Annotated in this window: 10 protein-coding genes; 3 read left to right on the top strand and 7 right to left on the bottom strand. The window is 68.8% G+C overall.

Going from position 1 to position 16,854, the window contains the following annotated elements; genetic code table 11:
* Window positions 1–246 precede the first annotated feature (246 nt).
* Together ACWV14_RS12565 and ACWV14_RS12560 are read left to right on the top strand one after the other, a co-directional pair.
* Entirely contained in the window at window positions 247–2,541 is a 2,295-nt protein-coding gene (locus ACWV14_RS12565; RefSeq protein ID WP_454908914.1) for a TonB-dependent receptor, read from the top strand.
* Between the two features lie 28 nt (window positions 2,542–2,569).
* Complete coding sequence (locus ACWV14_RS12560; protein ID WP_454908913.1) at window positions 2,570–3,256, top strand: Fe2+-dependent dioxygenase; 687 nt, start codon at window positions 2,570–2,572, stop codon at window positions 3,254–3,256.
* Window positions 3,257–3,266: 10 nt separating this feature from the next.
* On the opposite strand, the gene ACWV14_RS12555 is transcribed toward ACWV14_RS12560, so the two are convergent.
* The 6 genes from ACWV14_RS12555 to ACWV14_RS12530 form a co-directional block, all read right to left on the bottom strand.
* Entirely contained in the window at window positions 3,267–4,055 is a 789-nt protein-coding gene (locus ACWV14_RS12555; protein WP_454908912.1) for an enoyl-CoA hydratase/isomerase family protein, read from the bottom strand.
* A 161-nt stretch (window positions 4,056–4,216) separates the two neighbouring features.
* Window positions 4,217–5,047, bottom strand: coding sequence for an SDR family NAD(P)-dependent oxidoreductase (locus ACWV14_RS12550; RefSeq protein ID WP_422085976.1), 831 nt, complete (start codon window positions 5,045–5,047; stop codon window positions 4,217–4,219).
* Window positions 5,048–5,072: 25 nt separating this feature from the next.
* A complete protein-coding gene (locus ACWV14_RS12545) occupies window positions 5,073–5,492 on the bottom strand; it encodes a MaoC family dehydratase (protein ID WP_454908911.1) in 420 nt (139 codons plus the stop codon).
* Window positions 5,493–5,506: 14 nt separating this feature from the next.
* The gene (locus tag ACWV14_RS12540; RefSeq protein WP_422085974.1) at window positions 5,507–5,947 is read right to left on the bottom strand and encodes a MaoC family dehydratase N-terminal domain-containing protein; all 441 of its coding nucleotides are present in this window, start codon (window positions 5,945–5,947) and stop codon (window positions 5,507–5,509) included.
* An 11-nt stretch (window positions 5,948–5,958) separates the two neighbouring features.
* Window positions 5,959–7,143 (bottom strand): lipid-transfer protein, encoded by a 1,185-nt coding sequence (locus ACWV14_RS12535; RefSeq protein ID WP_454908910.1) that lies wholly within the window; start codon window positions 7,141–7,143, stop codon window positions 5,959–5,961.
* Between the two features lie 45 nt (window positions 7,144–7,188).
* The gene (locus tag ACWV14_RS12530; protein ID WP_454908909.1) at window positions 7,189–8,748 is read right to left on the bottom strand and encodes an acyl-CoA synthetase; all 1,560 of its coding nucleotides are present in this window, start codon (window positions 8,746–8,748) and stop codon (window positions 7,189–7,191) included.
* A gap of 141 nt (window positions 8,749–8,889) precedes the next feature.
* Between ACWV14_RS12530 and ACWV14_RS12525 the strand changes: the two genes are divergently transcribed.
* Window positions 8,890–9,924, top strand: coding sequence for an AraC family transcriptional regulator (locus ACWV14_RS12525; protein ID WP_454908908.1), 1,035 nt, complete (start codon window positions 8,890–8,892; stop codon window positions 9,922–9,924).
* A 31-nt stretch (window positions 9,925–9,955) separates the two neighbouring features.
* Here ACWV14_RS12525 and ACWV14_RS12520 read toward each other — a convergent pair whose 3' ends face one another.
* A complete protein-coding gene (locus ACWV14_RS12520; protein ID WP_454908907.1) occupies window positions 9,956–16,768 on the bottom strand; it encodes an autotransporter-associated beta strand repeat-containing protein in 6,813 nt (2,270 codons plus the stop codon).
* Between the last annotated feature and the right edge of the window lie 86 nt (window positions 16,769–16,854).

Genomic DNA, 16,854 nt, shown 5'->3' with positions numbered 1-16,854 from the left:
GTGTGCCGCAGCGGCGTTACCAAAAGCTGCAGCGCGCCTCGTTCGCCGGTTTGCGCCAGCACCTTCGAAGCTGTCTTCCACCTGACTTGCAAGGTAAAGAAATCCGGCTGTATCGCGCGCCAAACACCTCCCCAACAAGTTCTTCAAATAAGATTCATTCGCGGTAAGAATTTCCGTCGGTGGTGCTTTTGTTTGCACCACATCGGCCCGGGCCGTGTCGCCCGCGCACCCTTCGGAAAGCTCGCAATGAACCGTTTCTCGTCTTCGACACGCCGCCGCACACCTGTTGCGCTCGCACTTGTCGGCCTTGTTTCCTCGCTGCCCGCCGCGTTTGCGCAGCAGGCCCCGCAGCCGGCCGCGCCAAGCAGCACCGCGAGCTCGCCCGCCCCGGGCACGTCGGTGCCGACCACGCTGCGCGAAGTCCAGGTGCAAGGCGCGCAGGACAAGACCGGCTTCGGCGCCAACCCCGCGACCATCAGCCGCCTGCCGGCCGACCTGCGCGATGCGCCGCAATCCGTCACCGTGATCAACCAGGCCGTGATGCAGTCGCAGGCCGCAACTTCGCTGGCCAGCGCGCTGCGCAACGTGCCGGGCCTGACCATCGGCGGCGCCGAGGGCGGGCAGATCGGCACCAACATCAACCTCAACGGCTTCTCGGCCCGCACCGACCTGTACCTGGACGGCGCGCGCGACCGCGCCCAGTACTACCGCGACACCTTCGCGCTCGAATCGGTCGAGGTGCTCATGGGCCCCTCGTCGATGCTGTTCGGCCGCGGTTCCACCGGCGGCATCATCAACCAGGTGACCAAGAAGCCGTCGCTCACGCCAGCGGGCGAAATCTCGGTGTCGGCCAGCACCACGGGCCTGGTGCGCTCGACCGTCGACATCAACCGTCCGCTGTCCGACACCTCGGCCTTCCGCATCGCGGCCATGGGCCAGCAGGGCGACGCCAGCACGCGCGAGCAGACCAAGCTGAAGGACTTCGGCCTGGACGCCTCGCTCAAGTTCGGCATCAACACGCCGACGCAAGTCACGCTGTCGGCGCTTGTGCAGCACAACCGCGACCAGCCCGACTACGGCGTGCCGCCGCTCAACGGCCATCCGGCCAAGGTCGACCGCGACCAGGCCTACGGCTTCAGCGACGACCGCACGATCTCCGACATCCAGGCCTTCGGCGCCCTGGTGCAGCACAAGATCACGGCCGACACGTCGATCCGCAACCAGACGCAGTACAACGACGTGACCACCGACGCACGCGAGACCGCGCCGCAGTCCATCGGCACGCTGTCGTCGAAGAACGTGTTCACGCCCTTCTCCACCGGCACCACGGCCGTGCCGGCGGCCGCCTTCTCGTCGCTGCCGCTGAACACGCTGTGGGTGCGCCAGCAGAGCCACGACCGCACGATCCACGACAAGTCGCTGTTCAACCTGACCGAACTCAGCACCAAGTTCGACACCGGCTCCGTCAAGCATTCGCTGCTCGTGGGCCTCGAGCTGGGCCATGACACCTACGAGAACCAGGCCTACTACCGCAACGGCACCTGCAACGGCGTGGCGCTGAACCCGGCGGGCGGCACCAGCGGCTATGCCGCCTGCTCGCCGCTGCTGGCACCCTACCAGGGCAACACGCCGAGCACCGCGCCCAGCCTGCCCGGCAACCTGGCCACCGCGAGCGCCACCACGGTGGCCGGCTACGTGAACGACACGATCGAACTCAGCCCGCACTGGAAGCTGGTGGCCGGCGTGCGCCAGGACCACTACCGCGCGAGCATCTCCAACAGCATTTCCACAGCGACCACGCTGGCCTCGGAAAGCCAGACCGTCGACTTCACCAGCGTGCGTGCCGGTGCCATCTGGCAGCCCACGCCCGAGCAGTCGTACTACGTGTCGTACAGCACCTCGTTCAATCCCTCGCTCGAGCAGCTCGTGGCCACCACCGGCAGCACGCAGCCGCTGCCACCCGAGAAGAACAAGGCCTACGAACTCGGCGGCAAGTGGGACCTGAACGACGGCAACCTCTCGCTCACGGCCGCCGCGTTCCAGATCACGCAGACCAACGCCCGCGCGCAGAACAACGACGGCACCTACAGCGCGACCGGCACGATCCGCGTGAACGGCGCGCGCGCCGGCGTGGCCGGCCGCGTGACCGACAAGCTGCAGCTGTTCGGCGCCTACACGCACCTGGACGCGACCATCGTCGACGGCATCGCCCCCGGCACGCTCGGCAAGGTGCCCGCCAACACGCCGAAGGATGCGGCCAGCCTGTGGGCCACCTACGCCATCACGCCCGAATGGGAAGTCGGCGGCGGCACCACCTACAGCGCGAAGCGCTATGCCAACAACACCGACCTCGTGGAGGTAGGCGGCTACGTGCGGCTCGATGCGATGCTGGCTTACCATCAGCCCAAGTACGACATCCGGCTGAACCTGTTCAACCTGGCCAACCGCCACTACTACGACGCGCTGATCCCCTCGGACGGCGGCCGCGCGGTGCCGGGCTCGGGACGGGCCGCCACGCTGACGCTCACCTACCGCCTCTGAGCATCCAACCGAAGAAAGACGCTCCGCCATGCTGGTCTGCATCCCCGGTGTCCTCGACCGCGAAGCACTCGCCGCGGTCCGTGCGCGCCTCGATGCGGCCGGCGACGCCTGGGTCGACGGCCGCGTGACGGCCGGCCACCAGGGCGCGCCGGTCAAGTTCAACCAGCAGATCGACGAAGGCTCGGCGGTGGCGCACGAGTGCCAGTCGATCGTTGCAAGCGCGCTAGAGCGCCACCCCACGTTCATCAGCGCGGCGCTGCCCAACCTGCTGTATCCGCCGATGTTCAACCGCTACAGCGAGGGCATGCGCTTCGGCCCGCACGTGGACGGCGGCGTGCGCATCGACCCGCGCACCGGGCGCAAGCTGCGCACCGACCTGTCGGCCACGCTGTTCCTGTCGGAGGCCGACAGCTACGACGGTGGCGAGCTGCAGATGGAAGACACCCACGGCATGCAGACCGTGAAGCTCGCGGCCGGCGACATGGTGCTCTACCCCGCCACCAGCCTGCACCAGGTGACGCCCATCACGCGCGGCGTGCGCGTGGCCTGCTTCTTCTGGGTGCAGAGCCTCGTGCGCGACGCCGGCGACCGCGCACTGCTGTTCGACATGGACAACGCGATCCAGCGGCTCAACCAGAGCGGCGCCGACGAATCGGCCCGCCGCACGCTGGTGGGCACGTACCACAACCTGCTGAGGAAGTGGAGCGACACCTAGCAGCCGGCTGTCAGCGCCCGATAAAACGCGGCGCGCGCTTCTCCATGAAGGCGGCCACGCCTTCGCGCGCATCGGCACTGCCGGCACGTTCGCGCAGCAACTTGTGCTCCATCGCAAGGTGTTCGTCAAAGGGCCGGCCGGGCACGCCGGCACACAGGGCCTTGATGCCGGCGAACGACGCACTGGCACCGCGCGCCAAGCGTACGACGAGCGCCTCGCCGGCCTCGGCAAGTTCCGCATCGGCATGCACCGCATCGACTGCGCCCCAGGCAAGGCAACGCTGGCTGTCGATAGCGTCGCTCAGCATCAGCAATTGCTGCGCACGCACAGGCCCCACACGACGCGCCAGGAAGTAGGAAGCGCCAGCGTCAGGCGACAGCCCGATGGCCGCATAGCCCGTTCGCAGCTTCATCGATTCGGCGGCCAGCACGAAGTCGCCGCACAGCGCGAGCCCCACGCCAGCGCCACCCGCGGGGCCGTTCACCGCCACGACCAGTGGCGCCGGGTTCGTCGAGAGCCGCAGCAGCGCGGGATGAAGCGGGTCGAGAATTCCATCGACCAATGCGGGCAACGCATCCCCTGCCGCCACGAACTCCTCGATGTCGCCGCCTGCGCAGAACACGCGGCCTTCGCCGGTCAGCAGGATCGCACGCGGTTTGCGCTTGAGCACTTCGTCGATAGCCTGCACCAGGGCGCGGCTGCTTTTCAGGCCGATCGCGTTCGCGCGCTCTGGTCGCTTCAGCACGATGCGGCCTATGTCGTCTGCTACTTCCCAGCCGATGCCTTCTTCTGTGTTCATCTCTTTGGCTCCGATTTCGAGTTGCTTGCTGTTGGGGGGTGTGCACAGGGCACCGGGGTGCTCCCCGCAGCGAAATAAAGGAGGAGCCCGAAGGCCGGGGGACATTCGCGGAGCAAGGCACCCCCTTCGGCGTGATCGCACCCCGAACAATGCCAGCACGATCAAATCCCCGTAAGCCCCCCGGTACACATCAGAGTCTGCCCACTCACATAGTCCGACTCAGGCGCGCACAACAGATACACGGCCCCCGCGGCCTCTTCAGGCGTGCCACCACGCCCCAGGGGAATCGACTGCTCCATCATCGACAGCAACCCCGGGTTGATGCCCACCTTGATCTCACGTCCCTCGATGTTCGCAGTCGTCGCTTCAGCCGTGCTCGCGGTCAGCCGCGTCTGGATGAAACCGAAGGCCACGCAATTGACGGTGACGTTCATGCGCCCCCACTCCTTGGCCAGCGTCTGCGTCATGCCCACGATGCCCGCCTTGGCCGTCGAATAGTTCGCCTGCCCCGCATTGCCGAACAGCCCCGCCACCGACGAGATGTTGACCACCTTGCGCACCACGCGCCGGCCGGCCTCGGTCTCGGCCTTCGACAGCGCGCGGATCACCGGCTGCGCCGCGCGCAGGATGCGGAACGGCGCCGTCAGGTGCACGTCGATCATGGCGTACCACTGCTCGTCGGTCATCTTCTGCACCACGCTGTCCCAGGTGTAGCCGGCGTTGTTGACGACGATGTCCAGGCCCTTGTATTCGTTCACCGCCGTGCCCACGAAACGCTCCGCAAAGTCGGGCGCCGACACGCTGCCGACGCAGGCCACGGCCTCGCCGCCCGCCGCGCGAATGGCCTGCACGGTTTCCTGCGCCGGGGCCTCGTCAAGATCGTTGACGACGATGCGCGCGCCTTCCGATGCGAGCTTGAGCGCAATGGCCCGGCCGATGCCGCGGCCCGAACCTGTGATAAGGGCGACCTTGCCGCCGAGCTTGGGTGTCATGTCTCTGGTCTTTCTTCGGTTGATCTCAACGCAGCGCGACGAGCGCCTCGCCCGCGATGCGCGTCTGTCCGTACTGGTTGGCGCTGAGCACCTCGACGCGCACGCAGCGCTCGCCGTCGTGCTCGAGCTTCTCGACCACGCGCCCGCTGCATCGCACCGCATGGCCCAGGTGCGTGATGCCCTGGAAGCGCACGTCGAAGCGGCGCAGCTGCGATTGCGGCGCCCACTGGGTGAGCAGCCGGCCGAGCCAGGCCATGCCCAGCATGCCCTGCGCGAACACGTCGGGCATGCCGGCCTTGCGCGCGAAGTCGGTGTCGATGTGAATCGGGTTGTGGTCGCCCGAGGCACCCGCGAACAGCGCGAGCGTGGTCCGGGTCACCGGCGGCAGTTGCAGCGCGGGCAGCTCGTCGCCGATGTTCACGGCGTCGTAGGTCGGTGCTGTCATGGGCGTGGGCTCCTTCAATGTCGGCAGACGATCACGGTTCGCAGTTCGGCCACCAGTTCGTCGCGCTGGTTGGTGGCGCGCGAGGTCTTGATGACGAATTCGAGCGCGCCGTTCTTCTTGTCGTAGATGTCGGTGATGGTGGAGCGCACCGTCACCGTGTCGCCCACGCAGGCCGGCCGGTGGTAGCTGAAGCCCTGCTCGCCGTGCAGCAGTTTCGACAGCGGAATCTCCAGGTCGGCCAGCAACCGGTCGGACGCACCCGAATCCAACTCGGCCGCGAACAGGAAGGTCGGCGGCGCGGGCAGGTCGGGGTAGCCGGCATCGCGCGCGGCGGCGGCATCGGTGTAGACGGGGTCCGTCTCGCCGATGGCCTTGGCGAAGAACTGCAGGCGGGAGCGCTCGATGGGCAGCACGGAGGGCGGCAGCTCATGGCCGATCCATTTCTTGTCGATCATCGCCAGGCCTTTCAAACGCGCTCGTAGAGCGTCACCACGCAGGCGCCGCCCAGCCCGAGGTTGTGCTGCAGCGCCAGCCGCGCGCCTTCCACCTGCCGCTTGTCCGCCGTGCCGCGCAACTGCTGTACCAGTTCCGTGCATTGCGCCAGCCCGGTCGCTCCGAGCGGATGCCCCTTCGACAGCAGGCCGCCCGAGGGGTTGGTGACGACCTTGCCGCCGTAGGTGTTGTCGCCGTCGACCACGAACTTCTCCGCGCCGCCCACCGGGCACAGGCCCAGCGCCTCGTAGCTGATGAGTTCGTTGTGCGCGAAGCAATCGTGCAGCTCGACCACGTCCACGTCCTGCGGGCCGACGCCGGCCGCGTCGTACACCTTCTGCGCGGCTTCCTGCGCCATGCTGAAGCCGACCACCTCGCGCATGTCGCGGCTCTCGAAGGTGATGGGCCGGTCGGTGGTCATGGCCTGCGCCTTGATGCGCACGCTGCGGTCCAGCCCGTGGCGCTCGGCGAAGCGCGCCGAGCACACGATGGCCGCTGCAGCGCCGCAGGTGGGCGGGCAGGCCATCAGCCGGGTCATCACGCCGGGCCACATGACGGGTGCGGCCATCACTTCGTCTTCGGTGACGACGGTGCGAAACAGCGCCACCGGGTTGTTCGACGCATGGCGGCTGGCCTTGGCTCGGATCTTCGCGAAGGTGGACATCTGCGTACCGTATTGCTGCATGTGCGCGAGCCCGGCGCCGCCGAAGTAGCGCAGCGCGAGTGGCACCTGCTCGTTGCCCACCAGCTCGTCGGTGATGCTCTCGAAGTGGTCGAAGGGGCTGGGCCGGTCGTTGAACACCGCGCCGAGCGCGCCGGGGCTCATGTGCTCGAAGCCCAGCGCCAGCACGCAGTCGGCGGCACCGCTGGCCACGGCCTGGCGCGCCAGGAACAGCGCGGTGGAGCCGGTGGAGCAGTTGTTGTTGACGTTGACGACCGGAATGCCGGTCATGCCCACTTCGTAGAGCGCGCGCTGGCCGGCGGTGGAGTCGCCGTAGACGTAGCCCACATAGGCCTGCTGCACCAGCTCGTAGCCGATGCCGGCGTCTTTCAGCGCGGCATTGGCGGCGTGGCTGGCCATCTGCGGATACGGCTGGTTCGCGCCGGGCTTGGTGAAGGGGATCATGCCGACCCCGGCTACATAGACGTCCTGACTCATGAAAGGCTCCTGGAAATTGATGGAATGAAGGGAAGAAGACCGGGTTCAGGCCACGCCGCGCTGGCGCCCCTGCCAGAAGGGTTCGCGCAGCTTGGTCTTGAGCACCTTGCCCGCGCCCGACAGCGGTAGCGCGTCGAGCACGGCCACGCTGCGCGGGCACTTGTAGCTGGCGATCAGGGTCTTGCAGTGGGCGATCAGCTCTTCCGGCCGTATGCCCTGGCCCGGCTTGAGCACCAGCGCCGCATGCACGGCCTCGCCCCACTCCTCGCTCGGGATGCCGATGACCGCGCAGGCCGCCACGGCCGGATGCTGGTTGATGGCGTTCTCCACCTCGGCCGAGTACACGTTCTCTCCGCCGCTGATGATCATGTCCTTGAGCCGGTCGACCACGAAGATGTAGCCGTCGTCGTCCATGTAGGCGCCGTCGCCGGTGTGCATCCAGCCGTCGCGCACGGCGGCGGCCGTCTGCTCTGGCTTGTTCCAGTAGCCCTGCATCACGTTGGGGCCGCGCACGGCCACTTCGCCGACGGTGCCGCGCGGCACTTCGGCGCCGTCGGCGTCGACGATGCGCACTTCCATGCAGTAGCTCGCGCGCCCGGCCGAGCGCAGCTTGCCGCGCTTGCGCCCTTCGGCCGTGTGGTTGCAAGGAGGATTGATGGTGGCGATGGGCGACAGTTCGGTCATGCCGTAGGCCTGCGCGAACTCCACGCCCGGAAAGGCCTCCATCGCGCGGTTCAGCACCGCCTCGGAAATCGGCGAGGCGCCGTAGGTGATGCACTTCAGGCTGCTCAGGTCGCGCGGCTCGCGCATCGATGGGTGGTCGACCAGCATCTGGATCATGGTCGGCACCAGCAGCGCATGGGTGACGCGATCGGCGGCAATGGCGTTGAGCACGGCCTCCGGGCTGAACGCCGGCACGATGGCATGCGTGCTGCCCTGGAACCAGTGCGGCGTGGCCAGCCCCATGTCCGCCAGGTGGAACATCGGCGCGGCGTGCAGGTAGCAGGAGCCGGGCGGCGCCAGGCCTTCGCCGAGCGCCGCGAAGCCCGAGGCGCAGATGTTGGTGTGGCTCAGCATCACACCCTTGGGAAAGCCGGTGGTGCCGCCGGTGTAGAAGATGCCGGCCAGGTCTTCGTCGCGGCGCGCGGCGTCGGGCACCGGCGCGGCTGCGTCGATCAGCGCCTCGTAGCCATGCATGCCGGCGGGTTGTGCTGCGTCGCCGCAGTAGATCACCTCGCGCAGGCTGGTGGCCTGGCCGCGCATCTGCTCGACCAAGGCGCGGAAGGTCTCGTCGACCAGCAGGATGGTGGAGCCCGAGTCCTCCAGCGAATAGAGGATCTCCGCGGCCGACCAGCGGATGTTGCAGGGGTTGAGCACGCCGCCGCCCCAGGGCACGGCCATCTGGTATTCGAGGTAGCGCCCGGAGTTGAGCGCCAGCATGGCCACGCGGTCGCCAGGCTGCATGCCCAGCCGCTGCAGGGCGCCCGCCAGGCGGGCCACCCGGTTTGCGTACTCGCGGAAGCTGCGGGTGCGGCCGGTAAAGCGCACGGCCACCTTGTCAGGATGCTGCTGCACGCTGCGGTGCAAGGACTGGGTCAGGTACATGGCGAGTGTCTCCGTCTCTTTCTTGTCTGGCCGCATCGTAGGAAACCGGCCCCGCCCCGGCGATTGCCTTTCGCTTCGATCGCATTGCAGAAAACGTCAATCGACACAGTGGCATGCTTGGGGCCTGATCGCCACGCGCCCATGCTGCAACCGCCAGTCACCATTCCGATCGCCTTCGTCCAGGGCATGCTCTCGGGCATCCGTGCCCGGGGCCATGCCGCGCCCGTCGACGTGGATGCAGCGCTGGAAGACGCGGGCATAGCGCCGGCGCTGCTCTACGCGCCGGGCGCGCGCGTCACTGCCGAGCAATACGTGGCGCTGTTCGCGCTGCTGATGCAGCGGCTCGACGACGAGGCGCTGGGCTTCCTCTCGCGCCGCCTGAAGCGCGGCAGCTTTGCGCTGATGACGCGCGCCACCCTGGGCGCGCCCACCTTCGAAGTGGCGCTGCGCCGCATCGCCCGCACCTTCAGCCTGCTGCAGGACGACCTGACGCTGGTGCTGCTGCACGAAGGGCCGCTGGCCGGCTTCGGCCTGCGGCTGAACGATTCCGCTGCGGTGCAGCAGAACTTCCTGCACGAGCTGATGCTGCGCGTGTACTGGCGGCTGCTCGCCTGGCTGCATGGCGGCCGGCTGGCGGCGCGGCGCTTCGATTTCGGCTTCGAGCTGCCGCCCTATGCGGACGGCTACGCGAAGGTGTTCCCTGGGCCGCTGCAGTTCGGCCAGCCCTGCACGGCCGTGTGGTTCGACGCCGGCGCGCTGCAGACGCCGGTGCATCGCGACACGCAGGCCATGAACCTGTTCCTCGCGGCCGCGCCGGCCAACGTGATCTTGCCCCCGCTGGCGGAGCAGGCGGTGAGCGCGCGCGTGCGCTCGGTGCTGCAGCAGAAGCGGCCGGCCTGGGCCGACCTCGCGACGGCCGCGAGCAGCCTGCACATGTCGGTCAGCACGCTGCAGCGGCACCTGGCGACCGAAGGTACCTCGTTCCAGTCTTTGAAGGACCAGCTGCGGCGCGACCTTGCCATCGTGCGGCTCAATACCAGCACCGTGCCGCTCGCGGCGCTGGCTGAAGAGCTGGGCTTCGCGGACAGCGCCGCGTTCCAGCGGGCCTTCAAGGCTTGGACGGGCGGCGCGCCGGGTTCGTACCGGCGGCGCCGCGAGGCGGGCTCCGACGAGTAAGGAGTGGCCCGCGTGGTTCAGCCCCCGGCCGTTACCACTTCACCCGCACGCCCAGCGAGCCGTTGATGCCGCTCCTGACCTTGGTGTCACCGCCCGACGACCACAGCTTTCCGACTTCGCCATAAAGGCTTGTCGACTGGTTCAGTGTCAGCGTGAAGCCGCCCGCCAGCTCGGTGCTGGTGCCTCCGATCGGCGCCGCGATGTCGGTCGAGGTCGTGCCGTTGACGAAGCGCGCCACGTCCGTGCCACGGGAGGTCTTGTAGACGTTCACGCGTCCGTACGGCTGCAGCATGCCCATGCCGGTGTCGATCTCGCCCTTCACTCGCACGCCTGCACGGGCGAGCCAGCCGCTGTCGACCTGGGGCTGGACCACAGCGCCCAGGATGGCCGAGTTGCTCAGGTCCATGTGCTGGTGAATGAGCTGCAGCTGCGGCTCGACGGTCCAGCCGCTGGCACCGATCGGGAAGGCCTGGCCCACCTCGATCGAGCCCAGCAGGCTGTTGCCCTTGCCGGCCGCGCCAATGCCCAGCAGCGGCTCGACCGTGTAGCGGTGGCGGCCCGACTGCACCACGGCATCGGCATAGAAGCCGCTGTCGCCGGTGTAGGTGCCGTACACGCCCACGTACTGGCTGCGCAGGTCGTTGCGGCCCACGCTCAGGTTGCTCACGCCGCTGGCATAGCCGCTGACACGCGCATCGCCGTCGAGCTGGCCGACGTAGATGCCGGCGCGCCAGTTGGGCGTGGCGAGCAGGTCGGTGCCGGCCTGGAAGCCGGTCAGGCGGCCCTTGCTGGTGGGAGAGACGGTGCCGCCCTGCTGGATGTCGATGTCGGTGGACAGCACGCGGGCCCAGGCGCGGCGCTCGGAGCCGGTCGAGGTGGTTGCGGTGCCCTTCGGGTCGTCGTCGCCCACGCGCTTGCGCAGGTCGCCCAGCATCGCGAGGCTGCCCTGGCGCAGCTGGTTGGGCAGCGCAGCATAGAGCGAGGTCTCGGGGCGGTAGTAGGTCACGCCCTTCTGCGCCGAGCGCAGATACCAGTTCTCGCCCTGCCCGAGCGCGTCGGCGGCATACAGGCGGTACTCGAACGCGCCGGCATCCACGTGGCCGCCCGCGAGCGAGAACGCGTCCTTGGTGGTCTGCGCGGTGGTCTTCGCACCGTTCTGCGCGGAGATCACCTCGATGCCGTTGCCGTTGGTCAGCGCGCCCAGGCCGCCGATGTTGGTGATCTGCACCGTGGTGTTGCCGCTGGCCGAAGCGTTGGGGCCGTTGAGGATCAGCCGGTCCGAAGGCGGGCCGTTGAAGTAGAGCGTGGTGCCAAGCTTCAGCACGCCACCGTTGCCCACGTACGCGCCGTTCACCGTCAGCGTGGTGCCGGGCACGCTGCCCACCAGCGACACGGTGCCGCTGTTGTTCAGCGAAGCCACGGTCTGGCTGTAGCCCGCCAGGTCCAGCGTCGCACCCGCGGCCACGCTGTGCGCCGAAGCGGCGCTGAAGGTGTTGGCCGCGCCGGCCCGCAGCGTGCCCTGCGCCACGTCGGTCGCGCCGGTGTAGCTGTTGGCGCCCGACAGCGTCAGCGTGCCCGTGCCGATCTTGGTGATGAAGCCCGCGCCGCTGATGGCGCCGCTCAGGCCGGCGTCGAAGGCGCCCGTGTCGATGATCGGATCGCTGTTGCCGGTGAAGCGGATCGCGTTGGCGATGGTCATGCCGGACGCGGTGAAGCCGATCTCGGTGCCGTCGTCCATCGCCAGTTCGCCGGTACCCAGCGCCTGGGCATTGCCGAGGTTCAGGCGCCCCTTGAGCAGCGCGGTGCCGCCGGTGTAGGTGTTGGCGCCCGACAGCGTGAGCGTGCCTGTTCCTTCCTTCACCAGCGAACCGCCCACACCCGAGATCACGCCCGAGATTTCGGTGCTGGTGTTCAGGCCACCCGTGGTCAGCGTCTTGTTGCCCAGCAGCACGCGGCCGCCGCCCTCCAGCGAGCCGATGGAGGTGCCCGCCGTGGTGAGGCCGCGGATGTTGACCACGGCACCCGCCTTGTTGACCACCGTGGCCTGCGCGGCAGTGGCGCGGTCGCGGATGTCGAGCGAAGCGGTCGCCTCGTTGACGATGGTCGCCCGGCCGGCCGAGCCGTCGTCCCAGATGTTGGTCGAGCCGCCCGCCGAGTTGACGATGCGTGCATTGCCCGCGGTGGCGTGGTCCCACACCGTGACGCTGCCGCCGCGGTTGTCGAACACGGCATCGGCGGCCGTCGAGTTGCCGGTGAAGGTGACGCTGCCGCCCTTGTAGTTCAGGAAGCTCGCGCGCTCTGCCGAACTGCTGTCCCTGAAATCGATGCCGCCGCCGTTGATGCCGGGGCTGGCGGCAGCGGTGGTGAAGCGCAGGTCGCCCGCGCCGGCATTGCCGTTGAAGGCCAGGTAGCCGCTGGCATTGACGTTCACCGGGCCGGTGCCCAGCGCGCCGCTGACGTTCGCGCTCACGCTGCCGCCGTCGATGCTGGTGCCGCCGGAGTAAGTGTTGGCGGAGGACAGCGCCAGGTCGCCCATGCCGATCTTGCGCAGGCTGCCCGAACCGCTCATCGTGCCGCCGAAAGTGCCGCCGGTCGACTGGTCGAAGGTGACGTTGGCGTTGTTGACGATGTCGCCCTGCAGGCTGGTGGTGTTGCCCTGCAGCACGCCGGCAGACACGACGGTGCCGCCGGTGTAGTTGTTGGCGCCGGTCAGCACCAGCGTGCCGTAGTCGTCCTTTGTCAGGCCGCCCGCGCCGGTGAGCTGCGAGGCGATGGTCGCCGTCATGGAAGCGCCCGAGCGCGTGCCGTCGCCCACCTTGATGACGGTGTGCGCGTTGCCCAGCGTCAGCGCATCGCCCTGCACCACGTAGCCGTCTGAGAAGAATTGCGCGCCGCCGATGCTGATGGCGCCGCCGCTGCTGTCCACGGTGACGGTGCCGGCGGTGCCGCCGAACATGGCGAACTGGTTGGGCTTCCAGGTGGCGTTGTAGCCGCCTTCGCTGTTGGTCCAGCTGTCGTTGGGGCTGCCGGGGCTGCCGATGCGCCAGGTACCCGAGCCGCCGCCCACGTTGCCGTTGTTGACCGTGTCGCCGCCGTCCCAGAAGCCGAGCTGCACGCCGGTGCTGTTGATCAGGTTGACTTCCTTGGCCACGCTGGTCTGCACGTACAGGTCACCGGCGACGGCCGGCGTGTTGCCGATGTTCAGGCCGTTGTCGGTCAGCGAGCCGGTGTACTTGACGAGGCGGTACAGGCCGGGCCCGAAACTGCCACCGGCCGTTTCCGTGACGTTCAGCGTGCCGCCGAGCACCAGGTTGCCGTTGACCTGGATCAGGTCATTGAGCGGGTCTTCGCCGACGGCGCCGAGCTGGTAGTTGAGGAACGAGCCCTTGTCCATGCTCAGGTCGCCGGTGGTCAGGGTGCCGAGGCTGTTGCCCGGGGCGAGCGAACCGCCGCTGGCCACGTTGACCGCGCCGCTGATGGTGCCGCCGCCGGCCAGCGTGGCGCCGGAGCCGACCTGCACGTTGCCGCTGCCGGTGGCGCTGCCGCTGGTGTTGTTCACCCGCAGCGTGCCGCCGTTCACCCAGGTGGTGCCGGCGTAGGTGTTGGCGCCCGTGATCTCGAGCTCGCCCGCGCCGTTCTTCGTCAGGCTGCCCGCGCCGCTGACGGTGCCGGTGAAGCTCGAGTCGTCGGAGCGGTCGAAGACCAGGTTGCCGTTGGCGGTGACCGCACCCGTGAGCGTGCCGCTTTCGCCGCCGTTGCCCACCTGCAGCGTGGAGCTCTTTCCGATGACGGTGCCGCCGCTGTAGCTATTGGTGCCCGCGAGGATCAGCGTGCCCGTGCCGTTGCTCGTCAGGCCGCCGGTGCCGCCGATGTCGCCGGCCACGGTGAGGCTGTCGGAGCGGTCGAACACCAGTGCGGCGTTGTTGGTGATGCTGCCGGCGATGCTGCCCGTGGTGCCGCCGTTGCCGACCTGCAGGGTTCCCGCCTCGATGGTGGTGCCGCCCGTGTAGCCGTTGGTGCCGGTGAGCGTGAGCGTGCCGGCGCCCGACTTCGTCAGGCTGCCCGTGCCGGAGATGCCGCCGGCATAGGCAATGTCGTCGGAGCGGTTGAACTGCAGCACGCCGTTGTCGACGATGTTGCCGCTGATGCTGCCGGTGGTGCCGCCGTTGCCGATCTGCAGCGTGCCCGCGCTGATGGTGGTGCCGCCGCTGTAGGTGTTGGTGCCGGTCAGCGTCAGGGTGTCGGTGCCGCTCTTCACCAGCTTGCCCGCGCCCGCGATGACGCCGCCGAACAGGCCGCCCGCGAGCGTGGCCTGCGAGCTCTTGGAGCCGGTCTGCAGCGTGCCGGCGCCCTGGATGTTGCGGATGGAGACGTTCTGGCTGTTCAGGTCGAGCGTCGCGCCGCTGTTCACGGTGGTCGAGGCGATGTTGCCGAGGACTGCGCTCACCAGTGGCCCGTTGCCCACGCGCAATGTGCCGCCGGCAACGACCACGGCGGCGGTGGTGTCCACCGTGGCGCTGTTGCCGGCAAGGCTGACGACACCCGTTTCGGTGGCGCTGCCGAACGTGGCGGTGGCGTTCGCCCCCAGGTTGAGCGCGCCGCCCAGCGTCAGCGTGCGGTTGGTGGCCGCGGCGATGGTGCTGGCCATTCCGGCCGCGAAGCTCACGCCGTTGGAAAAGGTCATGGTCGACGTCGCGGCCAGCTTGCCGCCGGCCATCGTCAGGCCGCCGCTGCCGAGTGCGCTGGCCGCCGCAACCTGCAGCGTGCCGCTGTTGACCCTGGTGCCGCCGGCATACGTGTTGGCGCCAGAGAGCGTGAGCGTGCCCGTGCCGCTCTGGGTCACGCTGCCGCTGCCGCTGATGGCGCGCGTGAAGTTCATCGCATTGGAGCGGTTGAACACGAGCGACGCGTTGTTGGTGATGTTGCCGTTGTCGATGCTGCCGGTGGTGCCGCCGTCGCCCAGTTGCAGCGTGCCGCCGCTGATGGTGGTGTTGCCGCTGTAGCTGTTGGCGCCGGTCAGCACCAGGGTGCCTGCCGTCGTCTTCACGAGCTGGCCGGTGCCGGTGATAGAGCCCGCGAAGTTGCCGGACTGCACCGTGGTGGTCTGCGCGGGGAAGTTGCCGGTCCTGGTCTTCAGCGTTCCGGCGCCCTGCAGGTTGCCGATGGTGACGCTGTAGCCGTTCAGGTCGAGCGTGGCCCCGGTGTTCACCGTGGTGGAAGCAACGTTGGGGAAGATCGCCGCGGCGCGGGAGGTGTCCGCCACCTGCAGCGTGCCCCCGGCCACGACGACCGCGGCACTGCCGGAGACGATGGTGGTGCCGCTGTCCAGGCGGACGGTGCCGTTTTCGGTCGTGCTGCCGAAGACGGCGGTTGCACTGCCATTCAGGGCCAGGCTGCCGTCGATGTCGAGCGTCTTGCCGGTGGCGGCGGCAACGGTGCTGCGCTGGCCGGCGGCAAATGCCAGGCTGTTGGCCAGAGTGAGGCTCGACGTGGCGGCGAGCTTGCCGCCGTCGAGCGTGACCGTGCCGGAGCCCAGTGCGCCGGCCGTGCCGATCTGCACCGTGGTGCCGTTCCTGATGGTGGTGCCGCCGGCGTAGGTGTTGGTGGCGCCCAGCGCCAGCGTGCCGCCGCCGTCGGCCGTGAGGCTGCCGGTGCCGGAGATGACGCCGTTCAGCGCCAGTTGCGCGGGCGTCGCGCCGGTGCCGTCGACATTGACCGCGAGGTTGCCCGTGGGCTGGAACTTGCCCGTCAGCGTCCACTTGCTGCCGCTGGCGGCATTGATGCTCGAGAAGCCCTGGAACGCGTCGCTCTCGGTGTTCGTGCCTTCCAGGAACAGCTTGTTGCCGGTGCCCTGCGCGACCACGCCGCCGTTGAGCACCGAGCCGGCCTTGAGGGTGAGCGAATTGTTGCTGCCGCCCATCTGGATCGAATTGGCACGCGTCACCCCGTCGCCCGCCAGGCCGCCTGAGATGGTGCCGCTGTTGACGATGGTGAGATTGCTGCCGACGATGCCCGCCCCGCCCTGCGCATACGCGCCCGGTTGCGTGCCGCCCAGCGCGCCGCCTTCGCCATTGCCGCCTGCGCCGCCGTAGACCGTCGCGTTGGTGCTCGGGTAGGTTCCCCGGGTCGCCAGGCCCGTGCCGCCGTTTCCGCCCGTGATAGTGCCGGCGTTGGTGATCGTCACGCCGCTCGTGGGTACGACCAGCACGCCCGCGCCGCCGCCGCCGCCGGCACCGGTCAGCGACGAGGTGTTCGCGACCACACCGCCGCCGTTGCCACCATTGCCGCCGACGAGCGACCCCGTCGCCTTGACCTCGAACGACTGGGTGGCGAGCACGCTGCCGCCACCGCCGCCGCCGCCGGCACCGCCCGGGTTCGAGCGGTTGTAGCCGCCGGTCCCGCCGTTGCCACCGTTGCCGGCCTTGATCGTGGTGGTGACAGGAGTGGAGCCGGTCCGGTTGGAACCACCGCCGCCGCCGCCGCTGCCGTCGAGCCGGTCCGGGGTGGCGCCGCTCGCCGCCGCGGTGCCATTCGCTCCGTTGGCGCCGAGGGCGCCGCCGACGGCGCCCGCGGCGGATTGATCGCCCCGCCCGCCGGTGCCGCCCACCCCGGTCGTGCTGCTGCCCGCCGTTTGCCCCGTGCCATAGATGCCGTTGCCAAGGAAGCCCCCGCCACCGCCATCACCACCTGCGAACGACGGCCCCGCCAGCATCAGCAGAGATGCCGCGCCCGCCGCCAGCGCCACCGCACGTTGGCTCTTCTTGCCCCGGGCATGAGTGTTCTCCGAAACGGCCACCCACGCGCCAAGTGCGGAGTTCCAGATGCTGCGATGAGCTTTGTTCATTGTTCTATAGCCTTTGAAAGGAGTTGCGAATGCACCAACGAAGTGCAAGTGGTCAGTGATTGTTTATTTTTGTTAACTAACTGCTT

This window comes from Variovorax durovernensis (assembly GCF_977011995.1).
Note: the sequence above shows the minus strand (reverse complement) of the source record. Positions and strands in the feature narration are given on the sequence as shown.